The sequence below is a fragment of the Thalassobius sp. Cn5-15 genome (genome assembly GCF_022347685.1).
GTDB lineage: Bacteria > Pseudomonadota > Alphaproteobacteria > Rhodobacterales > Rhodobacteraceae > Thalassobius.
Window position 1 is genome coordinate 234,396 of record NZ_JAKRGF010000001.1, and the last position, 22,886, is coordinate 257,281.

Sequence of the window (22,886 nt, forward strand, 5' to 3'; positions counted from 1 at the left end):
AAACCGTTGTAAAAGTTGACTGTCCCTCAGCGGCTGTTCGTGATTAACGTTGCGTTACGAACAGCTCTGTAGACAGGAGGCGGGCATGGCTGGAACAATGACAAAAACCAAAAAACAGACGTCGCTGAACATCAAATGCACCCCCGAAGAGGTGCTGACCTTCTGGCTGGATGAAGTGGGCGAAAAGAGCTGGTATCTCAGCGATGCTGAGCTGGACGCCAAAATCACGGCACGCTTTGGTGAAGCATGGCAGGCTGCGCGGGCAGGGCGGTTCGGCATGTGGCTGACCTATCCCAGCGGCGCGCTGGCCTATATCATTTTGCTGGATCAGTTTCCGCGCAATATGTTCCGTGGCAGTGGGCAGGCCTTTGCCACCGATGCCAAGGCGCTGGCGGCGGCAAAGATCGCGATTGATCATCACTGGGACATGAAGATCGACGCACCTGCGCGCCAGTTCTTCTACCTGCCGCTGATGCATTCGGAAAACCTTTGTGATCAGGAACGTTGTGTGCGGATGATGAAGGAACGTATGCCGCAACAAGGTGGCAGCAATCTGCTGCACGCCAAGGCGCACCGTAAGGTGATCCGTGATTTCGGTCGTTTCCCTTACCGCAATGCGGCGCTTGGCCGTCACAACACACCGCATGAACGCGCTTTCCTGGCCGAGAGTGGTTATGGCGATGTGGTGCGCGAGTTGCAGGGGGCTGCAGCGGCCGCAGTATGATCTGCACGCCATCTGGGACGGGCTTGATGTAAAATTCTGACTGTTTAACAACAGCTTGCCCCCGCAGTGCGCAACAATGCGCTGCGGGGGCTTTTGGTTTGTTGTGACGTTACGGAAAATAGTTTAATATCAAACTAAATCAGGAATCGGAGGGGCTGATGGCTTCCAAATCGTTTGACGTCGTGGTGATCGGGGCTGGTCCCGGTGGGTATGTGGCTGCCATTCGTGCGGCGCAGCTGGGTCTGTCTGTGGCCTGTGTAGAGCGGGAGCATCTGGGCGGCATCTGCCTGAACTGGGGCTGTATTCCTACCAAGGCGCTGCTGCGTTCAGCCGAGGTTTACCACCAGTTTGAACGTGCAAAAGAATTTGGCCTGACCGCGGATAAATTCAGCTTTGATCTGGATGCGATTGTTGATCGCTCCCGCAAGGTGGCCGCGCAGATGAACGGCGGCATCAAGGGCCTGTTCAAAAAGAACAAAATCACCTCCATCATGGGGGAGGCGACGATTGTGTCGAAGGGCAAGGTTTCGGTTAAAACCGACAAAGGTGTGGAAGAGTTGACCGCTCCCAGCATCATTGTCGCGACCGGCGCCCGCGCGCGCGAATTGCCGGGTCTGGAGGCCGACGGTGATCTGGTCTGGACCTATCGCCACGCGTTGAAACCGGTGCGGATGCCGAAGAAATTGCTGGTCATCGGATCGGGCGCCATCGGCATCGAATTTGCCAGTTTCTACAACACTTTGGGTGCTGACACGACAGTGGTTGAGGTGATGGATCGCGTGCTGCCTGTGGAAGATAAGGACATCAGCGCCTTCGCAAAGAAACAGTTCGTGAAGCAGGGTATGAACATCATGGAGAAAGCCATGGTGAAACAGCTGGATCGCACCCCCGGAAAGGGCGTTGTTGCCCATATTGAGGTCGGTGGTAAGATTGAGAAGCACGAATATGACACGGTGATTTCCGCCGTTGGCATCGTTGGCAACACCGAAGGTCTGGGCCTGGAGGCACTGGGTGTGCAAATCGACCGTACCCATGTGATCACCGATGAATATTGCCGCACCGGTGTTGATGGCGTTTACGCCATTGGCGATATCGCCGGCGCGCCGTGGTTGGCGCACAAGGCCAGCCACGAAGGTGTCATGGTCGCCGAACTGATCGCCGGTCAGAAGGTTCACCCGATCAAACCGGGGTCGATCGCGGGCTGCACTTATTGTCATCCGCAGGTTGCCTCCGTCGGGATGACAGAGGAAAAGGCGAAAGACGCGGGCTACAAGATTAAGGTTGGCAAGTTTCCCTTTATTGGCAATGGCAAGGCTGTGGCAATGGGGGAGGCGGAAGGTTTGGTCAAAACCATCTTTGACGAGAAAACCGGCGAATTGCTGGGCGCCCATATGGTCGGCGCTGAGGTGACGGAGATGATCCAAGGATATGTCATCTCGCGCCAGCTGGAAACCACCGAAGAAGACCTGATGCACACCGTCTTCCCGCATCCGACTATGTCGGAAATGATGCATGAAAGCGTGCTGGCGGCCTATGACCGGGCGCTGCATATCTGATTTCGGACGGGAACCTGCAAAAGTGAAAGCCGGGCGAATTTGCCCGGCTTTTTCGTACCTTGTGTGATTCAGGTCACCGCAATGGTGCCACCTGCTGCGACCCAATCATCCAGACTGCCAATCACATGCACATCGCCATAGCCCATCGCGCCCAGCATCCGACAGGCGTTTTGTGCTCGCCCGCCCGATCCACAGTAAAGCGCAATGGTGGTGTCATAGCGGAAACGATGATCATACAGCGGATCGCGCGGATCGGCTGCGGACCGTAGCCGTCCCAACGGCACATGCATCGCGCCCTTTGCCTTGCCCGTGCGGGCCAGTTCGTCGGGTTCGCGCACGTCAATAATCAATGCACCCCCTGAAATAGCTCGTTGCACGGCATCTTCGGCCTGAAAGTAGGGGGACGGGGCTTGGCGAAACATAAACATTCTGTCGGGTCCTTTGTGCGGTCTTACGCGGGTCGATCGGGCGTTGTTTAATTAGGCCAACACACGGCCGCACATACTCCTCTTAAGGAATGAAAACGACCTAAAGACGTGTGGTTTTAGCGACTGCAGCCAAAAGCGCGGATGCGCGTTCTGCCTATACTCGCTGCAAGTTATTAATGTTCCCTTAATGTTCGCAATTTTTGGTTGGAGACTCGGCGCGTAGCGACTATCTGTTAACGGCAACGGTCAACCGATGGCGCAGGCGCAGGGACAAGTGATGGCGGATCTGAAGAAAATTGAAGTGCGCGGCGCACGCGAACACAACCTGAAAAGCATCGACGTGGATATTCCGCGCGATGAACTGGTGGTGATTACCGGCCTGTCTGGGTCTGGAAAATCCTCGCTGGCGTTTGATACGATCTATGCCGAAGGCCAGCGACGCTATGTCGAAAGCCTCAGCGCTTATGCCCGCCAATTCCTTGATATGATGGAAAAACCTGATGTGGATCACATCAGTGGTCTGAGCCCTGCGATTTCTATCGAGCAGAAGACCACCTCGAAAAACCCGCGCTCTACCGTCGGAACGGTGACCGAGATTTATGACTATATGCGGTTGTTGTTCGCACGTGTTGGCACCCCCTACAGCCCGGCCACCGGCCTGCCGATTGAGGCGCAGCAGGTGCAGGATATGGTGGACCGGGTGATGACGATGGAGTCGGGCACACGCGCCTATCTTCTGGCCCCGATCGTGCGCGACCGGAAGGGTGAGTATAAGAAAGAGTTTCTGGAACTGCGCAAACAGGGGTTCCAGCGGGTGAAGGTGGACGGTGAATTCCATGATCTCGACACCCCGCCGACGCTGGACAAGAAGTTTCGCCATGACATCGACGTGGTGGTTGACCGTCTGGTGGTGAAGGAAGGGCTGGAAACCCGTCTGGCCGACAGTTTCCGCACCGCGCTGGATCTGGCAGACGGGATTGCCGTGCTGGAAACCGCGCCGAAGGAGGGCGATCCGGAACGCATCACTTTCAGTGAAAACTTCGCCTGCCCGGAAAGCGGGTTCACGATTTCTGAAATTGAGCCGCGCCTGTTTTCCTTTAACGCACCATTTGGGGCTTGCCCGAAATGTGACGGTCTGGGGATGGAGCTGTTCTTTGATGAACGCCTCGTGGTGCCAGATCAGAACCTGAAGATTTACGATGGTGCGCTGGCGCCCTGGCGCAAGGGAAAATCGCCCTATTTCCTGCAAACGATTGAGGCGATCGCCGCGCACTACGGCTTTGATAAGAATGACAAATGGAAGGATTTGCCGAAGAAGGTTCAGCAGGTTTTCCTTTATGGGTCCGGTAAGGAAGAGATCCCGTTTCGCTATGATGAGGGGGGGCGTGTTTATCAGGTGACACGCACCTTTGAGGGGGTGATCCCCAACATGGAACGCCGCTACCGCGAGACGGATTCGAACTGGGTCCGCGAAGAGTTTGAGCGCTACCAGAACAACCGGGCCTGCGGTGCCTGTGGCGGCTATCGCCTGAACCCAGAGGCACTGGCGGTCAAACTTGGCCCTGCTGATGGGGAGGCCGCGCCACTGTTGCATGTGGGGCAAGTGGTGCAGATGTCGATCCGCGAGGCCTATGACTGGTGCCGCACTGTGCCGGACCATCTGACCGATCAGAAAAACGCCATCGCCGGGGCGATCCTGAAGGAAATCCGCGAACGTTTGGGCTTCCTGAACAATGTGGGTCTGGAATATCTGTCGCTCAGCCGGAACTCCGGCACTTTGTCGGGGGGCGAAAGCCAGCGGATCCGTCTGGCCAGCCAGATCGGATCGGGCCTGACGGGGGTGCTGTATGTGCTGGATGAACCCTCTATCGGTCTGCACCAGCGTGACAATGACCGTCTGTTGGATACGCTGAAAAACCTGCGTGATCAGGGCAATACGGTGATTGTGGTCGAACATGATGAGGAAGCGATCCGTGAGGCGGACTATGTCTTCGACATCGGGCCGGGGGCGGGTGTGCATGGCGGCCAGATCGTGTCGCAGGGCACGCCGGAACAGATTGCAGCAGACCCCGCATCGTTGACCGGTCAATATCTGACCGGCGCGCGCGAAATTGCGGTCCCCGCGGAGTGGCGAGAGGGCAATGGAAAACATGTCACCGTGGTGAAGGCCACCGGCAACAACCTGCAGGACGTGACGGCGAAGTTTCCGCTGGGCAAGTTTGTCTGTGTCACCGGCGTGTCCGGCGGTGGGAAATCGACGCTGACGATTGAAACGCTGTTTAAAACCGCCTCTATGCGGCTGAACGGCGCCCGCCAGACGCCCGCGCCCTGTGACACCATCAAAGGGTTGGAACATCTGGATAAGGTGATCGACATTGATCAGCGCCCCATCGGGCGCACGCCACGATCGAACCCTGCGACCTACACGGGCGCCTTTACCCCGATCCGCGAATGGTTCGCTGGTCTGCCAGAGGCCAAGACGCGAGGTTACAAACCCGGTCGGTTCAGTTTCAACGTCAAAGGTGGACGGTGTGAGGCCTGTCAGGGCGACGGGGTCATCAAGATTGAAATGCACTTCTTGCCGGATGTCTATGTGACCTGCGAAACCTGCAACGGTGCGCGTTATAATCGCGAAACGCTGGAGGTGAAGTTTAAGGGTAAGAGTATCGCGGATGTCCTTGATATGACTGTCGAAGATGCGCAGGAGTTCTTTCAGGCGGTGCCGTCGATACGCGATAAGATGGACGCGCTAATGCGGGTTGGTCTTGGCTATATCAAGGTGGGTCAGCAGGCGACCACGCTGTCAGGCGGTGAGGCACAGCGGGTGAAGCTGTCGAAAGAGCTGGCGAAACGCTCCACCGGTCGAACGCTCTATATCCTTGATGAACCGACAACCGGCCTGCATTTTGAGGATGTGCGTAAACTGCTTGAGGTGCTGCACGAGTTGGTTGATCAGGGCAACACTGTTGTTGTGATCGAGCATAACCTCGATGTGGTGAAAACGGCGGACCACATTATCGATATCGGCCCAGAGGGTGGCGATGGTGGTGGCCGTATTGTGGCCGAAGGTACGCCGGAACAGGTGGCGGAGGTGGCAGAGAGCCACACAGGCCGCTACCTGAAGCCGATGTTGCCCGGTGGTAAGGTTGCTGCGGAATGAGTGAACAAATCCTCCGCCCCGCTTTGGCGGCATTGGCCGTGACAGTGCATGAGGGGCGGGTTTTGTTGGTGCGGCGCAGAAATGACCCTGATCGCGGCATATGGGGCTACCCCGGCGGTCATGTTGAGAGCGGTGAAACCGCGGCCGCGGCGGCTGTGCGCGAACTGCAGGAGGAAACGGCCGTTACGGCGGAGGCTGTGGCAACCTTGGGGGGACTGGATCTGATCGGTCACCACGCAGATGGCAGTGTTAAGCATCACTATTATCTGGTCGCGGTGGAATGTCGGTATTGTGCGGGTAGACCAGTTGCCGATGATGACGTTGATCAGGCGGTTTGGGTGCCCGTGGCTGACGTGCTGGAGCATAAAATAGCGCTGAGCGATCATGTGGATGATCTGCTGCGTCAGGTGCTGGACAGATAAATCACGAAAAGGGCGCCGGAAGGCGCCCTTGGTCGTTTGGAGTTTTAGCGGGTTATTTCTTCATCGGGCAGGTGTTGATGCCGATAATGGAATAGAGCGGGCAGGTACCAAACAGGCCTGTAATCAGTGGGATTACCCCGATCCACATCCAAATGCCGTATCCCATGATCGCCCCAAGGGTCAGTAGAGCACCCAGTGCGATCCGCAGGATTTTATCCACCCCGCCAACATTGTTTGCAAACATAGCCGTCTCCTTATCTGTCTGTTGAGTATAAAATATAATACATATTGAATGTATTATATGATCTAAATCAATTCAGACAGCCGGTGGCAGGGCTGATTTTGCGGTCACACATGCGTGAGACGGTGGCGCATTCAACGGCGCCCGCGCCCCTCAAACCGTGGCAACATGGCGGAGAAGTCTTTGCCCAGGCCATCCTCTGCCTCGACAAACTGTTCATAAAGCGCACGGGCCAGTTCACCCATTGGGGTGTCGGCGTCGGCGCTTTCTGCTGCTTGCTGGCTCAGGCGCAGATCCTTCAGCATCAGTTCTGCCGCAAAGCCGGGAGTATAACCGTTGTCTGCGGGCGATTGCGGTCCCACACCGGGGGCAGGGCAGTAGGCGTTCATTGTCCAGCTGTAGCCCGACGAGGTGGAGACCACGTCAAACATCTTGCCGCGGTCCAGCCCCAGTTTGTCCGCAAGTGCGAAGGCTTCGCAGGTGGCGACCATCGTGACGCCAAGGATCATGTTGTTGCAGATCTTGGCCGCCTGACCAGCGCCCGCATCGCCGCAATGCACGGCCTTTTGCCCCATGATGTCAAACAGCGGCTTTACCGTGTCAAACGCATCCGCGCCGCCGCCTACCATAAAGGTCAGTGTGCCGCCTGCGGCCCCACCAACGCCGCCCGACACGGGGGCATCCAGTGCCCCCATTCCTGCCGAGGCCGCCTGTGCGGCAACTGCGCGCGCGCTGTCCACGTCAACGGTCGAACAGTCACACAGCACCGCGCCTGCACGCATCGCGGGGATCACATCACCAGCAACCGCGCGCAGAATTTGACCGTTCGGCAGCATGGTGACCACCACATCGGCAGCCTCAGCGGCTGCGGTGGCTGTTTCCGCTTTGCTCACGCCTTCGGGCATTGGGGCAGCCAGGTCGAAGCCTGCAACATCATGGCCCGCAGCAGCCAGATTGGCGGCCATCGGCCCCCCCATATTGCCCAGGCCAATAAATGCGATTTTCATGGTGGTCCTCCTCAGATCTTCAGCGCGTCAGCGCCAAGTGGCATCAGCATCTGTGTCACCTCAAGTGAGGGAACAGCGTCTATTTGCCGGTGTTTCCATGTGGGATTGCGGTCCTTGTCGATGATCTGAGCGCGCACGCCTTCCAGAAAATCGCCCTGATCCATCGAACGGTAGGTGAATCGGAACTCCTGCTCCAGCGCCTTTTTGATGTCATCGCTCAGGCGGGCGCGGTGCACCAATTCAATCGTGCATCCGGCAGAAAGGGGGGAGACGCGGCCAAGCACTTTCAGCGTTTTGGCGGCAAATTCGCTGTCTGTCGCTTTCAGCACTGCCAGGATATCTGACAGGCTGTCACCGGCAAAACAGGCGTCAATCTCTGCTTGCTGGCTGGCCAGAGGGCTGCTGGGCACGGGATGGGCGGCACGGTCAATTGCGGTCCAGTCGCCGGTTTCAATCAAGGTAGCGGTCAGTGCCGGCCAGCGGTCTTCGGGGATGTAGTAATCGGCGAAACCAGCGTGGATCGCATCTGCGGCACCAATCCGGCCACCAGTGGCGCCCAGGTATTCGCCGATGCGCCCCGGTGCGCGGGCAAGGATCAGCGTGCCGCCCACATCGGGGATCAGGCCAATACCGGTTTCGGGCATCGCGATCTGCGTCGTGTCACCGACCACGCGGTGGGATCCGTGACAACCTACACCAACGCCGCCGCCCATGGTGAACCCCTGCATCAGGCTGGCCACCGGTTTGGGGAAACTGAACAGTTTGGCATTCATCCGGTATTCATCGCGCCAGAAGGTGCGGGGGCCGTCGTATTTGCCCTTGATCCCCGCCTCATACATGGCGGCAATGTCACCACCGGCGCAAAAGGCGCGGTCGCCTTCGGCGTCGATCAGCACCATTTTGACCGCATCGTTTTCAGCCCAGTCATCCAGCGCCTGTTCCAGCGCCAGCGACATGTCGTGGCTCAGCGCATTCAGTGCCTTGGGACGGGTGAAAGTGATGCGGCCGATCTGGCCTTCTATACGGGTGCGTATGTCGTTCATATTGTCCGGTCTTATGCGTTTTCGGCCAAGAGGTGACGCGCTACAATCAGGCGCATGATTTCATTGGTGCCTTCAAGGATTTCATGGACGCGCAGATCGCGCACGGTTTTTTCAACGCCGTAGTCCGCCAGATAGCCGTAGCCCCCGTGCAGCTGCAGGCACTGGTTGGCGACCTTCGATCCGGCCTCGGTCACGAAACGCTTTGCCATTGCGCAGAACTTGCTGGCGTCGGGGGCGTTATTGTCCAGCTTCCACGCCGCTTGTCGCAGGAAGGTGCGCGCCGCCTGTAGCTCAATTTCCATATCAGCCAGACGGAATTGCAACGCCTGAAACTGGTCAATGGTTTTGCCGAAAGCTTTGCGTTCGCTCATATATTGCAGGGTCTGGGTCAGCGCCGATTGCGCCGCGCCCAGCGAACAGGCGGCGATATTGAGGCGTCCGCCATCAAGACCGGCCATCGCGTATTTGAAACCGTCGCCTTCAGTGCCAACCAGGTTAGTGGCGGGGATTTTACAGTCATCAAACTGCACCTGACGGGTGGGTTGGCTTTTCCACCCCATTTTGTCCTCTAGCCCGCCGAAGGACAGGCCGGGGGTGCCATCCTCCACATAGACGGTGGAGATACCGCGCGCGCTGTCATCGCCAGTGCGCACCATGACGATATAGCCATCCGAATAGCCGCCACCAGAAATGAACGCCTTGGTCCCGTTCAGCGTATAGCCTTCGTTGGTTTTTTCCGCGCGTGTTTTCAGCGCTGCGGCGTCAGAGCCGGATCCCGGTTCTGTCAGGCAGTAGCTCAACACCTTTTGCATGCTCAGCGCTGGTGCCAGCACCGTTTCACGCAGGTGATCGTCGGCGAAAGTGTCGACCATTTTGGCACACATATTGTGGATCGACAGAAACGCGGCCACAGACGGGCAGGCCATCGAGAGCCCCTCGAAAATCAGCGTAGCGTCCAAACGGCCAAGACCGGATCCACCGGACTCTTCGGACACATAGATGCCCCCCAGTCCCAGCGCGCCCAGCTCTGGCCACAGTTCTTTGGGGATGGTGCCATCCTTTTCCCACTGGCGGGCATAGGGCGCGATATGTTCCTCGCCAAAGCCCTTGGCCATATCAAAAATCGCAGTCTGTTCCTCTGTCAGCGCAAAATCCACCACCTGTCCTCCCGTCGCTGGTGATTGCCCGCGGACCCCTCTGCGAATTGCAATCGGGGTGCGGGTTATTTGAACATACGTTTAATTAACAAATCCTACACAACTGTTTCAAGAGGGAGGAAAAGCACCGTGCACAAGCGATGAAATAGCGTCTGGATCGCGCTCCAACAGGGCGGCGGCAGCGTCGGTGGTTTCTACGACACTAATGGTCAGAGTATCGAAGTGCGCCCACAGGCGTTTCAGGTCCTCTGCCACCGACAGCGCCAGTTTGGTCGGCGCGTAAAAGACCACATGATTTTGGCTTGGGGTTGCCTGTTGCTGCGTCATGACCTTGTTCTGCACCGCAAGCACCGATTGAAATTCAATCTGAGTCAGGGTGATGCGCGACAGATCATGCAGGTGGTTGCGGTTCGGTCGGTAGTCTGGATGTTTCAGATACTGGCGCAGTGTGGAGAGGGCTTCATCAATGATAACAGCGCCTTCGATGCGCATGTAAACCAGATCAAGATCCGGTTCGATACTGTAAGCGATGGGCAAGTGTTTGGGCCTTGTGTGAATGTGTCTTGGGTATGCGGCGTAGGTCGGTCCGGCGCAACAGCGTGCGTTCGGGCGCATTTGCGCTGCTGATCGGGGGGCATCGGGCGGGCTGCTGGAAAAAACCGTGCGGGACTCAGAATGGCATTCAGATCCATTTTTGGGCACGAAACTGTGGCGTGCGGGGGAAGGCATGGATCAGCTTGGAAGTTCTGCAACCTTCTGGGGCAGCGAGGTTAGGGTCAGTCCCAGCATCGCGATGGCTTGTGCCTCGCTGGTGGCGTTGGTGGCGGTCACTGTGGGGTGAGGTTGCCACAGCGCAATGCAAGGTTTGATCAGGTTGGTCAGCGGCAGGCTGGGGGCCAGATAGATGATCTTGCGCGGTGTGTCGCCTGCGCCCAGCACCCGATCCAGAGAGGGCTGCAGCGTCACGCGTTTGGCCATGTCGATGGTGCCATCCGTTGCCCCGCGCAGATCACAAAGCAAATTCTGACCTTCACGTGCGTCAGGGTGTGTGGCGTAGATTTGCAATGCTTCGCTATAGTCCGCTTCGGTCACGATATCGCTGAAATAGAACAGAGCAAGGTTTTCGGGCAGTAAGATCTTGAGGCTGACGGTCATCTCAAAAGTCCCCGTGGTCAGAGTGGTTTTGCCGAAAGATTGGCTGCTTTTGACCGCAGTGGCAGGGCGCTGGAACCAGATTAACCGGATCGGACCGACGCTGTTTTCTGGCGTGTCTGCGGGACAGGGCAACTGGCTGTCGTATGGCGTTAGGTGGGGTCTGTTCTGGGGTCTGATGGGGCCGTTTCAGAGGGGCGATATGCACCCTGGGGTTGAGTGGAATCTGATGTGCGCTCAGATGCTTAGTGGGCATGGAAGACATAGAGTTGGGTGTAATCCATGGCAGCGACCTGTCGGCACCGGCCTGTTCGCGAAAGCAACAGCGCGCGCCAACGGAGTACACGTATATGTCGTGTGGTATGCTCAACTTTTAATGTATCCTTGTCTGCACATATCCACAGCCTGCGGGGTAAGTTTCGATAAATCAAGAAATTTTGAACAAGTTTTTTTGAAAATCGAAAATAAAAAGAGGCATGTGGTGATCCACATGCCTCTTTCGTTCAGGTTGATTGGCCCTTTAGTCCATCGCCTTGAAGGCAAACTCGCCACCTTCTTTGATGCCAGAGAACCAGCGCGCGGTGACCGTTTTGGTTTTGGTATAAAACCGCAGCGCATCAGGACCGTATTGGTTGAGGTCGCCAAAGGCCGACTTTTTCCAGCCGCCAAAGGTAAAGTAGCTGAGCGGCACCGGAATGGGGAAGTTGATACCAACCATGCCGACGTTCACCCGATTGGCAAAATCACGTGCGGTGTCGCCATCTGCGGTGAAGATCGAGGTGCCGTTGCCGTAATCATTGTCGATGATCAGGTTCAGCGCGTCCTCGTAGCTGTCCATGCGGACCTGAGACAGAACAGGACCAAAGATTTCCTCTTTGTAGATGTCCATGTCGGCGGTCACATTGTCGAAATAGGTCGGGCCAACGTAGTGGCCGTTTTCATAGCCCTGCAGGCTGAAGCCACGACCATCGGTGACCAGATCCGCACCCTGTTCCACGCCAGAGGAGATCAGGCCGTTGATGCGGTCCTTGGCTTGTGCGGTGATGACGGGGCCGTAATCTACGTCCTCTTCGGAGGTGTATGGACCAACCTTCAGCGCCTCGATGCGGGGCACCAGCCGTTCGCGAAGGGCGTCAGCCGTTTCCTGCCCCACAGGCACCGCAACCGAGATCGCCATGCAGCGTTCGCCAGCGGCGCCGAACCCTGCACCGACCAATGCGTCGGCGGCTTTGTCCAGATCGGCGTCGGGCATGATGATCATGTGGTTTTTGGCACCACCGAAACACTGGGCACGTTTGCCGTTGGTGGCAGCGCGGCCATAGATGTATTGCGCAATCGGCGTAGAACCGACGAAGCCCACAGCCTGAATGGTTTCATTGTCAAGGATCGCGTCAACCGCTTCTTTGTCGCCGTTCACAACCTGCAGCACGCCATCGGGCAGGCCTGCCTCTTTCAGCAGTTCAGCCAGACGCAACGAGGTGGAGGGGCAGCGCTCTGATGGTTTCAGAACCATTGCGTTGCCGGACACCAGCGCCGGCGCCATTTTCCACAGCGGGATCATGGCGGGGAAGTTAAACGGTGTGATGCCCGCAACCACGCCCAGCGGCTGGCGCATGGAGTAAAGGTCGATACCGGGGCCGCCGTCGTTCATGAACTCGCCCTTCAGCATGTGCGGTGCACCCATGCAGACTTCGACCACTTCCAGACCACGTTGCACGTCACCGCGCGCATCTGGCAGTGTCTTGCCGTGTTCGCGGCTGACCAGTTCGGCCAGTTCGTCCATGTGTTCGTTGATCAGGTCGCCAAACTTCATCATCACACGGGCACGACGCTGCGGGTTGGTGGCAGCCCATGCAGGCTGTGCGGCGGCGGCTTTGGCGATGATTTCGTCCATCTCTGCCACGCTTGCCAGCGGCACGCGGCTGGCGGCTTCGCCAGTTGCGGGGTTGCTGTTTTCGGTAAAGCGGCCGGATGTGCCCGGGACCAGCTGGCCGTCGACGTAGTTCATGATTTCCTGCATGGAAAACCCTCCTGATGACTTTGCGCTCAGCATAGTATTGCAAAAAACGCACGAAAAGACGAAAGATACCAAAACGGATTTGCGAAAACGCAAACCATACGACAGCGTAGGGCAAAGGATGTTTTATAGACCCGCGCCAAAACGTCAAAACGACAGGAGAGAAGGGCGGATGACACCGAATTGGGATGATATGAAGGTGTTTCTGGCCGTCGCACGGCTGGAAAGCCTATCGGCGGCAGGGCGTGATCTGAAGGTGGATCCGGCGACAGTGGGGCGCCGCATCGCGCGGTTTGAGGAACAGATGGGGGCGCCGCTCTTTGCGAAATCGCCGCAGGGCTATGCATTGACCGATGCAGGCCAGCGCCTGTTGGTTCATGCCGAACGTGCCGAACAGGCGATGACCGGCGCAGTTGAGGAACTGGCCGGGCAATCGGGCAACCTTTCGGGGACGATCCGCATCGGGGCACCTGATGGCTGTGCGAATTTCCTATTGCCGAGGGTTTGCGCCAAAATTGCCGAGGCAAACCCCGACCTCAACATCCAGATTGTTGCCTTGCCGCGCCTGTTCAACCTGTCAAAGCGCGAGGCGGATATGGCCATCGGTGTCAGCGCGCCAGAGGCCTCAACCCGTCTAACGGTGCAGAAAATCACCGACTACAAGCTCTACCTGGCGGCGGCGCGGGGTTACCTTATGAAGCATCCGCGTATCCAGTCGCTGAAGGATCTGAAAGACCACCAGATGGTGGGATACATTCCAGACATGATCTTTGACAAGGAATTGGATTACCTTGGCGAACTGGGGATCGGCCATGTCAATATGGCGTCGAACTCTGTCTCGGTGCAGTTTAACGCTTTGCGCGCGGGGGCAGGCATCGGCGTGGTGCATGGTTTTGTGCTGTCCAACGCGCCGCGTCTGCGCAAGGTGCTGGGGGATGAGGTCAGCCTGACCCGTAGTTTTTACCTGATCCGCCACGCCGATGATCGCCGTCTGGAACGGATGAACCGGTTTGCTGATGCGTTAAGCGAAGGTCTGCGGGCCGAAGTGGCGCGGCTGGAAAGCAGTATCCCTGACTGATGCCCGTGACGAGCCTATGGTAGAATGAACCACCCGCGCTGACTTGACACTCGCTGTTTGCTGGTCAACCCTGAAGGGGTAGATCATATGTATGGAGGAGAGTGTGCATGCTGGTTAATCAAATTCTGAAGGCAAAAGGCGATACTGGGGTTGTCACTGTGAAACCCGGAACTGGCGTGGCAGAGGTTGCGCAGATTCTGGCGGAACGGCGCATCGGGGGTGTTGTTGTGTCGTCAGATGGAAAATCGGCAGAGGGCATTATCTCGGAACGTGATATCGTGCGGGCACTCGCGGTGCGCGGGCCCGATTGTATGCAGGAATGCGTTGATGACATGATGACACGCAAACCTGTGTGTGGCGCGCGCAGTGACAGTGCCGATGACGTGATGAAACGGATGAGCGAAGGCCGCTTTCGTCACATGCCGATCATGGAAGATGGCGCATTGGTCGGTATCGTGACGATCGGCGATGTTGTGGCGGCCCGCCTCGAAGAGCTGTCAATGGAACGCAATGCCCTCGAAGGCATGATTATGGGCCACTGACCCCTGTCAGCCCACCAATGACCAAGAACCGCTCATGCCCCGCAAATGGGGCGTGATGCAGCTTTTGATAGTGCAGCGTTCCGCCAGCAGATTTCCGCAATGCAGCATTTGTGCTTGCATTTCGCCGCGCAATAATATTGCGTGCCCGCGAGAGGAAATTGCGCGAAGAGCCTGTTCGCGCCAGTGAGGGGGGAATTCTCCATGCGTATTGGCCTTTATCCCGGTACTTTTGACCCGGTTACTTTGGGGCATTTGGATATCATCCGCCGTTCGGCCACGATGGTTGACCGTCTGGTGATCGGGGTTGCGATCAACCGCGACAAGGGGCCGCTGTTTTCACTGGAAGAACGGGTGGCCATGATCGAAGAGGCGACACGCGACATCGCCACTGAAGTAGGCATTGAAATTGTCGTACATCCTTTTGAAAACCTGCTGATCCACTGCGCCCGCGACGTTGGTGCGCAGGTGATTATCCGCGGTCTGCGTGCTGTTACTGATTTTGAATATGAATACCAGATGGTTGGCATGAACCGTGCAATGGACGCCTCGGTAGAGACGGTGTTTCTGATGGCCGAGGCCCGGCATCAGGCGATCGCCTCTAAACTGGTAAAAGAAATCGCGCGACTGGACGGCGATATTTCCCGTTTTGTAACCCCTGAGGTGCGGGAAAAGCTGCTGGACAAATTACATAGGTAAGAACATGGCCAAACAGGACACCGACGCACCGGACATTGTAGAGACACTCTTTACCATTCCGGTGCAGCGGTTGATCTTGTGGCTGTCACTGGCCGCTGGCGCGATGGTGCTGATCATCTTGATCTGGGCGATGACCCATAATCGCTATGTGGTGACGGTTGATGTGCGCGGCATGGATGCCCCGCGCCTGTGTTGGGAAGAGAGCGAGGGCGGCCTGTTCAGCGGCGCCCGAGAGGCCAAGCGGTCACGCGCTCCGCGCCGCAGTTATCTGGGTTATTGCGGTGGGGTGCTGACCACCCACGGCGCTTTTGCGCTGCCGCATACCCATCCGCGCCCCTGGGTCGGCCAGAGCCGTGCAGAAATCTACGATCGGCTGAAACGCAGCTGTCGCTACGATCTGGTGGTGACCGCCGAAAAACGGCCCAGTCGCCGCGATGCGGGCAAATCCCGCCGCAACCCGCCGGTGATCCGCCGGGTGATGATGACCTATCCCTGCTAAATCCTCAGCGATGCTGAACGATCGCTGCTGATGGCCCTCGCTGGGGGCAGTTTGCCTGTGTTTGTGTGTTTTCTTTGACTTCTGGCCGTCTGCGCTTAGGCTTATCATGTTAACGAATGCCGCCAAGAAAGTGGATTACGCGCCAAAAATATAACGCCACTTTCCCACACCCAGCCAGCGACAGCCAGCGAGGAAACAAAACATGACCCAAGCCCCGATCATCGCCGCCAAGAAACCGACCAAGGTCGAACTGGAGGCAGGTAAGGATTATTTCTGGTGTCGATGTGGGCAGTCGAAATCACAGCCTTTCTGTGATGGCTCTCATCGCGGCACAGGTCTGTCACCGCAGAAGTTTACCGCTGAAAAGGACGGCGCGGCGATGCTGTGCCAGTGCAAGGCCAGCGCCAATGCACCTTTCTGTGATGGGTCGCACGCGCGCCTTGGCGATTTACAGGCCGGTGATCCTGCTCCGGAGCCGAAATCAGACATCCCGCAGGCGACCCCGACGCCCGAAGAGCCCACCGTCGCCCGCATTCATGCGCTGGCGCGGGATGGGTTGTCGAAGTTGGGCCATCACGGCGAAATGGGATCTATGGGCATCCCGCGTAAAGATCTGCCGCATTGGGATGATATCCAGATCCTGCCTGCGCAGATGGCCCGCAAGCCGCTGCTGGATGACGTCCCGGTGGCGACCGAGGTGGTGATCGGCCCCCGCGCTGCGAAACCGCTGGTGTTGGATATCCCGCTTTTTGTCTCTGACATGAGTTACGGGGCCCTGTCGGAGGAGGCGAAAACCGCTCTTGCCCGCGGGGCAGAGGCGGCAGGCACTGGCATCTGTTCCGGCGAAGGCGGCATGCTGCCCGAGGAACAGGCCGCCAACAGCCGGTATTTCTATGAACTTGCTTCGGCCCAGTTTGGTTGGTCGCTGGATCATGTGGCCAAGGTACAGGCGTTTCACTTCAAGGGCGGGCAGGGGGCCAAAACCGGCACCGGCGGCCATCTGCCCGGTGAAAAGGTGCAGGGCAAAATCGCTGAAGTGCGCGGGCTGGCCCAAGGGCAGGATGCCATTTCACCTGCGACTTTCGTGGATTTGCATCGGCCTGAGGATTTTAAACGCCTCGCCGATCAGGTGCGCGAACGCTCGGGCGGGATCCCGATTGGGTTCAAACTGTCGGCCAATCATATTGAGGATGACATCGACTTCGCCCTTGCGGCCTCGGCCGATTATATCATCCTTGATGGGCGCGGCGGTGGCACCGGCGCGGCGCCGCTGATCTTTCGCGACCACATTTCAGTGCCCACCATTGCTGCGCTGGCGCGGGCGCGTCGCCATCTGGATGCGCGCACCGGGCGCGAGGTGACGCTGGTGATCACCGGTGGTCTGCGTGTTGCAGAGGATTTTGCCAAGGCGCTGGCGCTGGGGGCGGATGCGGTTGCGGTGTCTAACGCTGCAATGCAGGCGGTGGGCTGTATCGCGGCGCGGATGTGCAATTCCAATAACTGTCCCGTCGGTGTCGCCACCCAGAAGCCAGAGCTGCGCAAGCGGTTGGATGTGCAGCGCGGGGCGGATCAACTGGAACGCTACTTTGGGGCCTCGGTGGAGTTGATGCAGGTTTTGGCGCGGGCCTGCGGCCATGACAGCCTGTCCGGTTTCAGCCCGCGTGACATCACCAGCTGGAAACGAGAGGTTGCCGATCTGAGCGGTATCCGCTTTGCTGGCGTTGGTTGAGGAGCAACGGGTAGGGGAATTATGACCGACGACACCAGTATCCAAGAGGATCAGACAGACGTCGCTGTGCGCCGGGCACGGGGTGAATTCGTGCGCGGACTGAGCGGGTTCCGGCACGCCATTGGCGATGCGGAATTTCCGCCAGAGGCGGGGCGGTATCATCTGTTCGTTGCGCTCAATTGCCCGTGGTGTCACCGTGTGACGCTGACCCGTGCGGTTCTGGGATTGCAGGACAGTATCACGATGGACGTGGCCTTCCCCAACCGCACAGGGGACGATGATCCTGCGGGCCCTAACCTGTGGGAATTCGCCCCCCATCGTGTCGCCAGCCTGACCGACACGCGCCTGTCAGACTGTACCGAAGAAACGGCAACCGGCGAGAGCCTGCGTCTGGCCAAGGCGATTTACCAGCGCGAAGGGTCGCAGGAACAATCGCTCCCCGTTCTTTATGACAAGCACGCAGGCCGTATCGTCAACAATGAAAGTGCCGAAATCATCCGTATGCTGGACGCCCACGCGGCCGCGCTGGGATCAACCAATGCCCAGCGTCCACAGCTGTGGCCGGCAGATGCCGGCCTGCGTGATCAGATCAGGCACTTGAATGACAGGATCTACACCACCATCAACAACGGCGCTTATAAGGCGGGGTTTTCATCTGATCAGGGAGTTTACGCACAGGCTTTCACCGCTTATTTTGACACGCTGGCATGGCTGGAGGATCTGTTGTCGGACGGGCGGGCCTATCTGACGGGGGACGCTTTTAGCGAAGCGGACCTGCGTCTGTTCCCCACGCTTTACCGTCATGATCCGGTTTATCATTTGCGAATGAAACTGAACGGGGCGCGGATCCTTGACTACCCACATCTGTGGCGCTGGTTGTGTCGGGTCTATGCCTTGTCTGGTGTGGCTGGGGCAGGATCGCTGATTCATTGTCGACAGGGTTATTTCGGGCGTACATGGAACGGGACCATCCCACTGGGGCCTCTGACCCCGATGTCCTATCCGCAGGCTTACCTTCATCCCGAACTGGCGGGATGATGCAGGCCCGGCCAGATCAGTTCTGGAACATCGCGCTGGCCCATTCGGACAGGAATGATCGCCGTTTCAGCTGATCCAGAAACACCAACAGGCCGGGACCAACCTGTATCCGGTTGAGCGATGGATCAACGCGGTCAAGGTCCAGCGCTGGATGCGTCAGTGGGATGGCGGATGATCCATGGGACGCGGCCAGCAGATGATCGATAAACCGCCGCGACAATTCGGGTGATGGCGCGTTGCGGGTGATGAGGGCTGTGCGCAACATCACGGTGGTGAAATCCTCGGGCAGGATAATCGCAAATTCGTCCCTGTCGTCGCGATTGATCGCGTAGCTGCCCAGCACGTTGTAGGCAATCAGCAGCTCGCCCGATTTCACCGCATCAATCATATGCGACGAACAACAATAAAGCCGCGCATCAAGCCCCCCCATTACCTCTGTCAGGCGCCAATAAACCTCGGACGCGCGGGCGTCCTGCGTGGCAAAGAGATAGCCCAGCCCAGACTGACGCACATCATAGGTGCCAGTGCGACCGCGAAACACCTCAGGGTGCTGGCGCAACAGATTGATCAGATCGTTGCGGGTCTGCGGGAGAGGTAAACCATTCAGGCCGGTTGTCGACACCACAATGGCTGCCGGTTCTTGGGTAAAGGCAAACAGCATATCGTTCCAAACCGCCCAAGGCGGCAGGGTGCTGGTGACCTCCGATAGGTGCGGGCTGGCCCAGCCGTCATTGGCCAGTTTCGTCTGCAGGTCCATCGCACTGGAAATGACCACATCAAACCCTGCGCCCTCATCGACAATGGCGCGCTGCACTTCGGTGGAGCCGGCGACGGTATAGTGAATGGCGCTGTCAGGTTCAGCGCTGAGGAAAGAGGTGATCATCGGCGCGATAAAGGCGATATCGGCGGTCGAGATGATGCGCAGCACCTGAGCACTGTCTTCAGGACCGAACCAGGCCTCTTCTTCTGCCTCAAACGCCAGGGTCCCCGCGGGGAACCAACTGACCGCGATCAGCAGGATAAGGGAAAGAGCAAACTGACGCATGCGCCACCTCCTTGACTGTTGGCGATCTGCAACCTGCCACCGTGGGCCTCTACCACCTCTTTGGCAATGGTCAGGCCCAGACCGGATCCGACGATGGCCTGTGTATTGGCACCGCGGGCAAAGCGTTTGGGCAGCAGACCCAGATCCGCGTCGCCAAAACCGGGGCCCGTGTCTGATACGCTGACCCTAGCGTATTGACCATTGTCCAGAGACATCCGCTTCAGGGTGACATCCACATCCGCGCCAGCGGGGGCGTATTTCACGGCATTGTCCAGCAGGTTGTGCAACGCGTTTTGCACCAGAATAGGGTCCCCCATGATAAACGCAGCATCCGTGTCCGTTGCGTTGCCGAACGCTGTGTCTAATGCGGCTTTGCCTAATGCAGTTTTACCTGTCGCGGTGAGGGTGATGTCCTTCAGCTCTGTTGTCGGGCGCATTCGCTCTACCGTATCGGCGACCAGACGGTGCAGGTTGATCTCTTCTCCGGTCAGTTGATCCAGTCGGAAAGTTACCATCGCATGATCCAGCAGCTGACCAGCGGTGCGTGAGCTGTCGTCGATTGCGCGGATCATATCCCTCACTGCTTTGCGGGTCTCAGGATCTGTTGACGTGCGCTCTACCACCTCGGCCTTGGTGCGGACAACCGCCAGAGGTGTGCGCACACGATGCGCGGCCTCAGCGATGAAATCCTCGGATCGCAACAAGGACTGTTTCAGCCGCCGCATGAAGGAATTGAGTGACGACACCAATGGCACCATTTCTGACGGTACAGGCGCGGCCACGGGGCGCAGATCTTTCGGCCCGCGTCGCGACACAGAGGCGGTCAGCCGGTCCAGGGGGCGGATCGCACTGCGGGCGATGATCCCTGCGAGAATGACAGATAGTAAGAAAAAACCCGCCCCAATCGCCATGGCACTGCGCGAAATGCGCGCCAGCGCTTGTTTTTGTCCCGACAGTGTCTGCGCCACCGATACCTCCAGAAACCGCTGGCCCTGATCGGTGGAAACGCGCCGCCGCACAGTGGCAAGACGCACCTCTTCACCCAGAAAGGGGGTGGATAAATAGGCGGGCGTGTTGGGCGCGTCACGCCCCGCAGCGGCACTGGGCAGATCGGCATAACCGCTGAGAAAGACGCGTTCCAATCGAATGGCGTAAAACACCCGCTCATCCGACAGGCTGTCCAGCATCGACAGGGCGGAATAGGGCAGGTCGATGCTGATCTCGCCATTGCTGAGCCGGGCGCTGTCTAGAATAGACAAGGCAGACGCGGTCAGCACATTGTCCTGACTGTCCTGCGCCACCTGACGCGCCACAGATTGCACCACGAAATAGACCACCACCGCCAGAAGTGCCGCACTGGCCAAAAGCGACATCAGAAGCCTGCGCCTCAGTGATCCATGCGCGACCGGTGTCCTCATGTGACCTCCAGCTTGTAGCCGAGGCCGCGCAGGGTGGTGATCCTTACGCTGGATCCTTCCAGATGGCGCCGCAGACGGGCGATGTAGACCTCAATTGCGTTGTCGGTGACGTCCTCATCATATGAAAACAATCGCTCTACCAGCGTAGATTTGGAAAAAACATGCCCCGGTGTCTGGGCCAGAACCTCAAACAGGCGCAACTCCCGTGGGCGCAGCTGGATGTCCTGATCGGGCAATTTCAACGTGCCAGAGAGCGAATCAAACCTCAGATCCCCAAGTCGCAGCAGGTTCTGCGCCACCCCACCACGGCGTCGCATCACCGCCCGGCAACGCGCTTCCAGTTCGGAAAAATCGACCGGCTTGACCATGTAATCATCCGCGCCCAGATCCAAAAGCGTGACCCGATCCGTCACCTCTGAGCGGGCGGTTAACACAATAACTGGCGTGCTCCCCGTCTGTTGGCGGTGGCGCGACAAAAAGGTTCTCCCATCCCCATCCGGAAGCATAATATCCAGCAATATCAAATCATAAGAGGTTGTTGCTGTGAAATCACTTGCGGTCTGAATATCAGGTGCATGATCCACCACATGGCCATCCAGCATCAGCCGCTCGACCACCGCTGCGGCCAGTTCTGTGTTGTCTTCGACCAAGAGGAACCGCATGGCGCGTACTTTCTTTTTTGTGCAAGTTTTTTAGTCGTGTCAGCTTTGTGTCAGCTTAAATTGTCAGCCTCTCTCGAGATGAGCGGCAAGCGCCGCCATTGTCAAATGGGAGGAAACAACATGACATTCAGTTTCGGCCGTCAGGCCATTCTTGCGGCTGCCACGGTACTGGGCCTGTCGGGCGCGGCGCTGGCAGATGGGCACAAGGTCGTCGACAGCATCCACTTCCTGATCCCCGGCGGCGCAGGCGGCGGCTGGGATGGCACCGCGCGCGGCACAGGTGAGGCGCTGACTGCGGCGGGCTTGGTCGGCAATGCGTCCTATGAAAACATGTCGGGCGGCGGCGGCGGTAAAGCCATCGGTTATCTGATCGAAAATGCCGACAGCCAGCACGGCACCTTGATGGTCAACTCGACCCCAATCGTGATCCGCTCGCTCACCGGTGTGTTTCCGCATAACTTCCGCGATTTGACGTTGGTGTCGGGAACTATCGGGGATTACGCCGCCATCGTTGTGGGCAAAGACAGTGCTCTGAACACAATGGATGACTTGCTGGCCGCCTTTGACGCAGATGCCTCGGGCACCGCGATCGGCGGTGGCTCCGTGCCCGGCGGTATGGATCATCTGGTGGCCGCAATGGTGATGGAAGCGGCAGGCAAAGATGCACTGACGGTGAAATACATTCCCTATGACGCTGGCGGCAAAGCGATGGCAGCTCTGCTGTCCGGTGAAATTGCAGCACTTTCCACTGGTTTCTCCGAAGCAGTGGCGTTGGCGGACGCGGGTGAGGTGAAAATCCTTGGCGTGACTGCAGATGAACGCGTAGCGGCCTATGACGCCCCGACGATGAAGGAACAGGGCATCGACACCACTTTTGTCAACTGGCGTGGCTTCTTCGCCGCCCCCGGTCTGCCTGAAGACAAACTGTCCATGTATCAGACCGCAATTGCCAAGATGTACGACACCCCTGAATGGGAAGCTGTGCGTGCACGCAACGGCTGGGTCAATATCCATAATTCCGGCGACGAATTCAAAACTTTCCTGGAAGGACAGGAGAAGGTCATTGGCGATCTGATGAAGAAGCTCGGCTTCCTCTAAGGCGCCATTAGCACACGCCGGTGCGAGGGGCGCTGCCCCTCGCGCTCCCCGAGGTATTTTCTGCAAGAGGAAGGGGAGAGCACAGCGGCCCTCCCCAAAACGGAAGGAAAGACCTTCCCCTTGCGCGGTCATCGGCTCCTCAGCCTGTACCGTGGCACGAGCTTAACTCCAAAG

22 protein-coding genes are annotated in these 22,886 nt (G+C 58.1%); 11 read left to right on the forward strand and 11 right to left on the reverse strand.

Annotated features, from left to right (window positions below; translation table 11 throughout):
* Positions 1 to 85: 85 nt before the first annotated feature.
* Together MHM86_RS01150 and lpdA are read left to right on the forward strand one after the other, a co-directional pair.
* A complete protein-coding gene (locus tag MHM86_RS01150) occupies positions 86 to 724 on the forward strand; it encodes a DUF924 family protein (protein ID WP_239194960.1) in 639 nt (212 codons plus the stop codon).
* 158 nt (positions 725 to 882) lie between these two features.
* A complete protein-coding gene (gene lpdA / locus MHM86_RS01155) occupies positions 883 to 2,280 on the forward strand; it encodes a dihydrolipoyl dehydrogenase (RefSeq protein WP_239194961.1) in 1,398 nt (465 codons plus the stop codon).
* Between the two features lie 68 nt (positions 2,281 to 2,348).
* Here the strand turns inward: lpdA and MHM86_RS01160 are convergent, their stop codons facing one another.
* Entirely contained in the window at positions 2,349 to 2,708 is a 360-nt protein-coding gene (locus tag MHM86_RS01160) for a rhodanese-like domain-containing protein (RefSeq protein ID WP_239194962.1), read from the reverse strand.
* A 277-nt stretch (positions 2,709 to 2,985) separates the two neighbouring features.
* On the opposite strand from MHM86_RS01160, the gene uvrA reads away from it, so the two are divergent.
* Positions 2,986 to 5,868 carry an excinuclease ABC subunit UvrA gene (gene uvrA, locus MHM86_RS01165; RefSeq protein WP_239194963.1) on the forward strand — a complete coding sequence of 961 codons (2,883 nt, stop codon included), beginning with the start codon at positions 2,986 to 2,988 and terminating at the stop codon, positions 5,866 to 5,868.
* Complete coding sequence (locus MHM86_RS01170) at positions 5,865 to 6,290, forward strand: NUDIX hydrolase (protein ID WP_239194964.1); 426 nt, start codon at positions 5,865 to 5,867, stop codon at positions 6,288 to 6,290. The genes uvrA and MHM86_RS01170 overlap by 4 nt, the downstream gene beginning before the upstream one ends.
* Positions 6,291 to 6,342: 52 nt before the next feature.
* Here MHM86_RS01170 and MHM86_RS01175 read toward each other — a convergent pair whose 3' ends face one another.
* From MHM86_RS01175 to MHM86_RS01205, 7 genes are all read right to left on the reverse strand, one after another.
* Entirely contained in the window at positions 6,343 to 6,534 is a 192-nt protein-coding gene (locus MHM86_RS01175) for a DUF2892 domain-containing protein (protein WP_239194965.1), read from the reverse strand.
* 131 nt (positions 6,535 to 6,665) lie between these two features.
* On the reverse strand, positions 6,666 to 7,538 hold the full coding sequence (gene mmsB, locus MHM86_RS01180) for a 3-hydroxyisobutyrate dehydrogenase (protein WP_239194966.1): 873 nt from the start codon (positions 7,536 to 7,538) through the stop codon (positions 6,666 to 6,668).
* An 11-nt stretch (positions 7,539 to 7,549) separates the two neighbouring features.
* Positions 7,550 to 8,581: an enoyl-CoA hydratase/isomerase family protein gene (locus MHM86_RS01185; protein WP_239194967.1), complete on the reverse strand. Its 1,032-nt coding sequence runs from the start codon at positions 8,579 to 8,581 to the stop codon at positions 7,550 to 7,552.
* 11 nt (positions 8,582 to 8,592) lie between these two features.
* Complete coding sequence (locus MHM86_RS01190; protein WP_239194969.1) at positions 8,593 to 9,738, reverse strand: acyl-CoA dehydrogenase family protein; 1,146 nt, start codon at positions 9,736 to 9,738, stop codon at positions 8,593 to 8,595.
* A gap of 108 nt (positions 9,739 to 9,846) precedes the next feature.
* Complete coding sequence (locus MHM86_RS01195) at positions 9,847 to 10,275, reverse strand: hypothetical protein (RefSeq protein ID WP_239194971.1); 429 nt, start codon at positions 10,273 to 10,275, stop codon at positions 9,847 to 9,849.
* Positions 10,276 to 10,470: 195 nt separating this feature from the next.
* Positions 10,471 to 11,025: a hypothetical protein gene (locus MHM86_RS01200; protein WP_239194973.1), complete on the reverse strand. Its 555-nt coding sequence runs from the start codon at positions 11,023 to 11,025 to the stop codon at positions 10,471 to 10,473.
* Between the two features lie 385 nt (positions 11,026 to 11,410).
* Entirely contained in the window at positions 11,411 to 12,910 is a 1,500-nt protein-coding gene (locus MHM86_RS01205; RefSeq protein WP_239194975.1) for a CoA-acylating methylmalonate-semialdehyde dehydrogenase, read from the reverse strand.
* 169 nt (positions 12,911 to 13,079) lie between these two features.
* On the opposite strand from MHM86_RS01205, the gene MHM86_RS01210 reads away from it, so the two are divergent.
* From MHM86_RS01210 to MHM86_RS01235, 6 genes are all read left to right on the forward strand, one after another.
* On the forward strand, positions 13,080 to 13,985 hold the full coding sequence (locus MHM86_RS01210; RefSeq protein WP_239194977.1) for a LysR family transcriptional regulator: 906 nt from the start codon (positions 13,080 to 13,082) through the stop codon (positions 13,983 to 13,985).
* Positions 13,986 to 14,092: 107 nt separating this feature from the next.
* Positions 14,093 to 14,527 carry a CBS domain-containing protein gene (locus MHM86_RS01215; RefSeq protein WP_239194978.1) on the forward strand — a complete coding sequence of 145 codons (435 nt, stop codon included), beginning with the start codon at positions 14,093 to 14,095 and terminating at the stop codon, positions 14,525 to 14,527.
* A 201-nt stretch (positions 14,528 to 14,728) separates the two neighbouring features.
* Complete coding sequence (coaD, locus tag MHM86_RS01220; protein WP_239194979.1) at positions 14,729 to 15,223, forward strand: pantetheine-phosphate adenylyltransferase; 495 nt, start codon at positions 14,729 to 14,731, stop codon at positions 15,221 to 15,223.
* A 4-nt stretch (positions 15,224 to 15,227) separates the two neighbouring features.
* A complete protein-coding gene (locus MHM86_RS01225) occupies positions 15,228 to 15,722 on the forward strand; it encodes a hypothetical protein (RefSeq protein WP_239194980.1) in 495 nt (164 codons plus the stop codon).
* Positions 15,723 to 15,924: 202 nt separating this feature from the next.
* The gene (locus MHM86_RS01230; RefSeq protein ID WP_239194981.1) at positions 15,925 to 17,451 is read left to right on the forward strand and encodes a glutamate synthase-related protein; all 1,527 of its coding nucleotides are present in this window, start codon (positions 15,925 to 15,927) and stop codon (positions 17,449 to 17,451) included.
* Between the two features lie 21 nt (positions 17,452 to 17,472).
* Complete coding sequence (locus MHM86_RS01235; protein ID WP_239194982.1) at positions 17,473 to 18,489, forward strand: glutathione S-transferase C-terminal domain-containing protein; 1,017 nt, start codon at positions 17,473 to 17,475, stop codon at positions 18,487 to 18,489.
* 16 nt (positions 18,490 to 18,505) lie between these two features.
* Here the strand turns inward: MHM86_RS01235 and MHM86_RS01240 are convergent, their stop codons facing one another.
* The 3 genes from MHM86_RS01240 to MHM86_RS01250 are packed head-to-tail and all read right to left on the reverse strand — an operon-like array spanning position 18,506 to position 21,614.
* The gene (locus MHM86_RS01240; protein WP_239194983.1) at positions 18,506 to 19,534 is read right to left on the reverse strand and encodes an ABC transporter substrate-binding protein; all 1,029 of its coding nucleotides are present in this window, start codon (positions 19,532 to 19,534) and stop codon (positions 18,506 to 18,508) included.
* Positions 19,501 to 20,907 (reverse strand): sensor histidine kinase, encoded by a 1,407-nt coding sequence (locus MHM86_RS01245; RefSeq protein ID WP_239194984.1) that lies wholly within the window; start codon positions 20,905 to 20,907, stop codon positions 19,501 to 19,503. The genes MHM86_RS01240 and MHM86_RS01245 overlap by 34 nt, the downstream gene beginning before the upstream one ends.
* A gap of 41 nt (positions 20,908 to 20,948) precedes the next feature.
* Positions 20,949 to 21,614, reverse strand: a complete 666-nt coding sequence (locus MHM86_RS01250) for a response regulator transcription factor (RefSeq protein ID WP_239194985.1) — start codon at positions 21,612 to 21,614, stop codon at positions 20,949 to 20,951.
* Positions 21,615 to 21,734: 120 nt separating this feature from the next.
* On the opposite strand from MHM86_RS01250, the gene MHM86_RS01255 reads away from it, so the two are divergent.
* The gene (locus MHM86_RS01255) at positions 21,735 to 22,712 is read left to right on the forward strand and encodes a tripartite tricarboxylate transporter substrate binding protein (RefSeq protein WP_239194987.1); all 978 of its coding nucleotides are present in this window, start codon (positions 21,735 to 21,737) and stop codon (positions 22,710 to 22,712) included.
* The last annotated feature ends 174 nt before the right edge of the window (positions 22,713 to 22,886 follow it).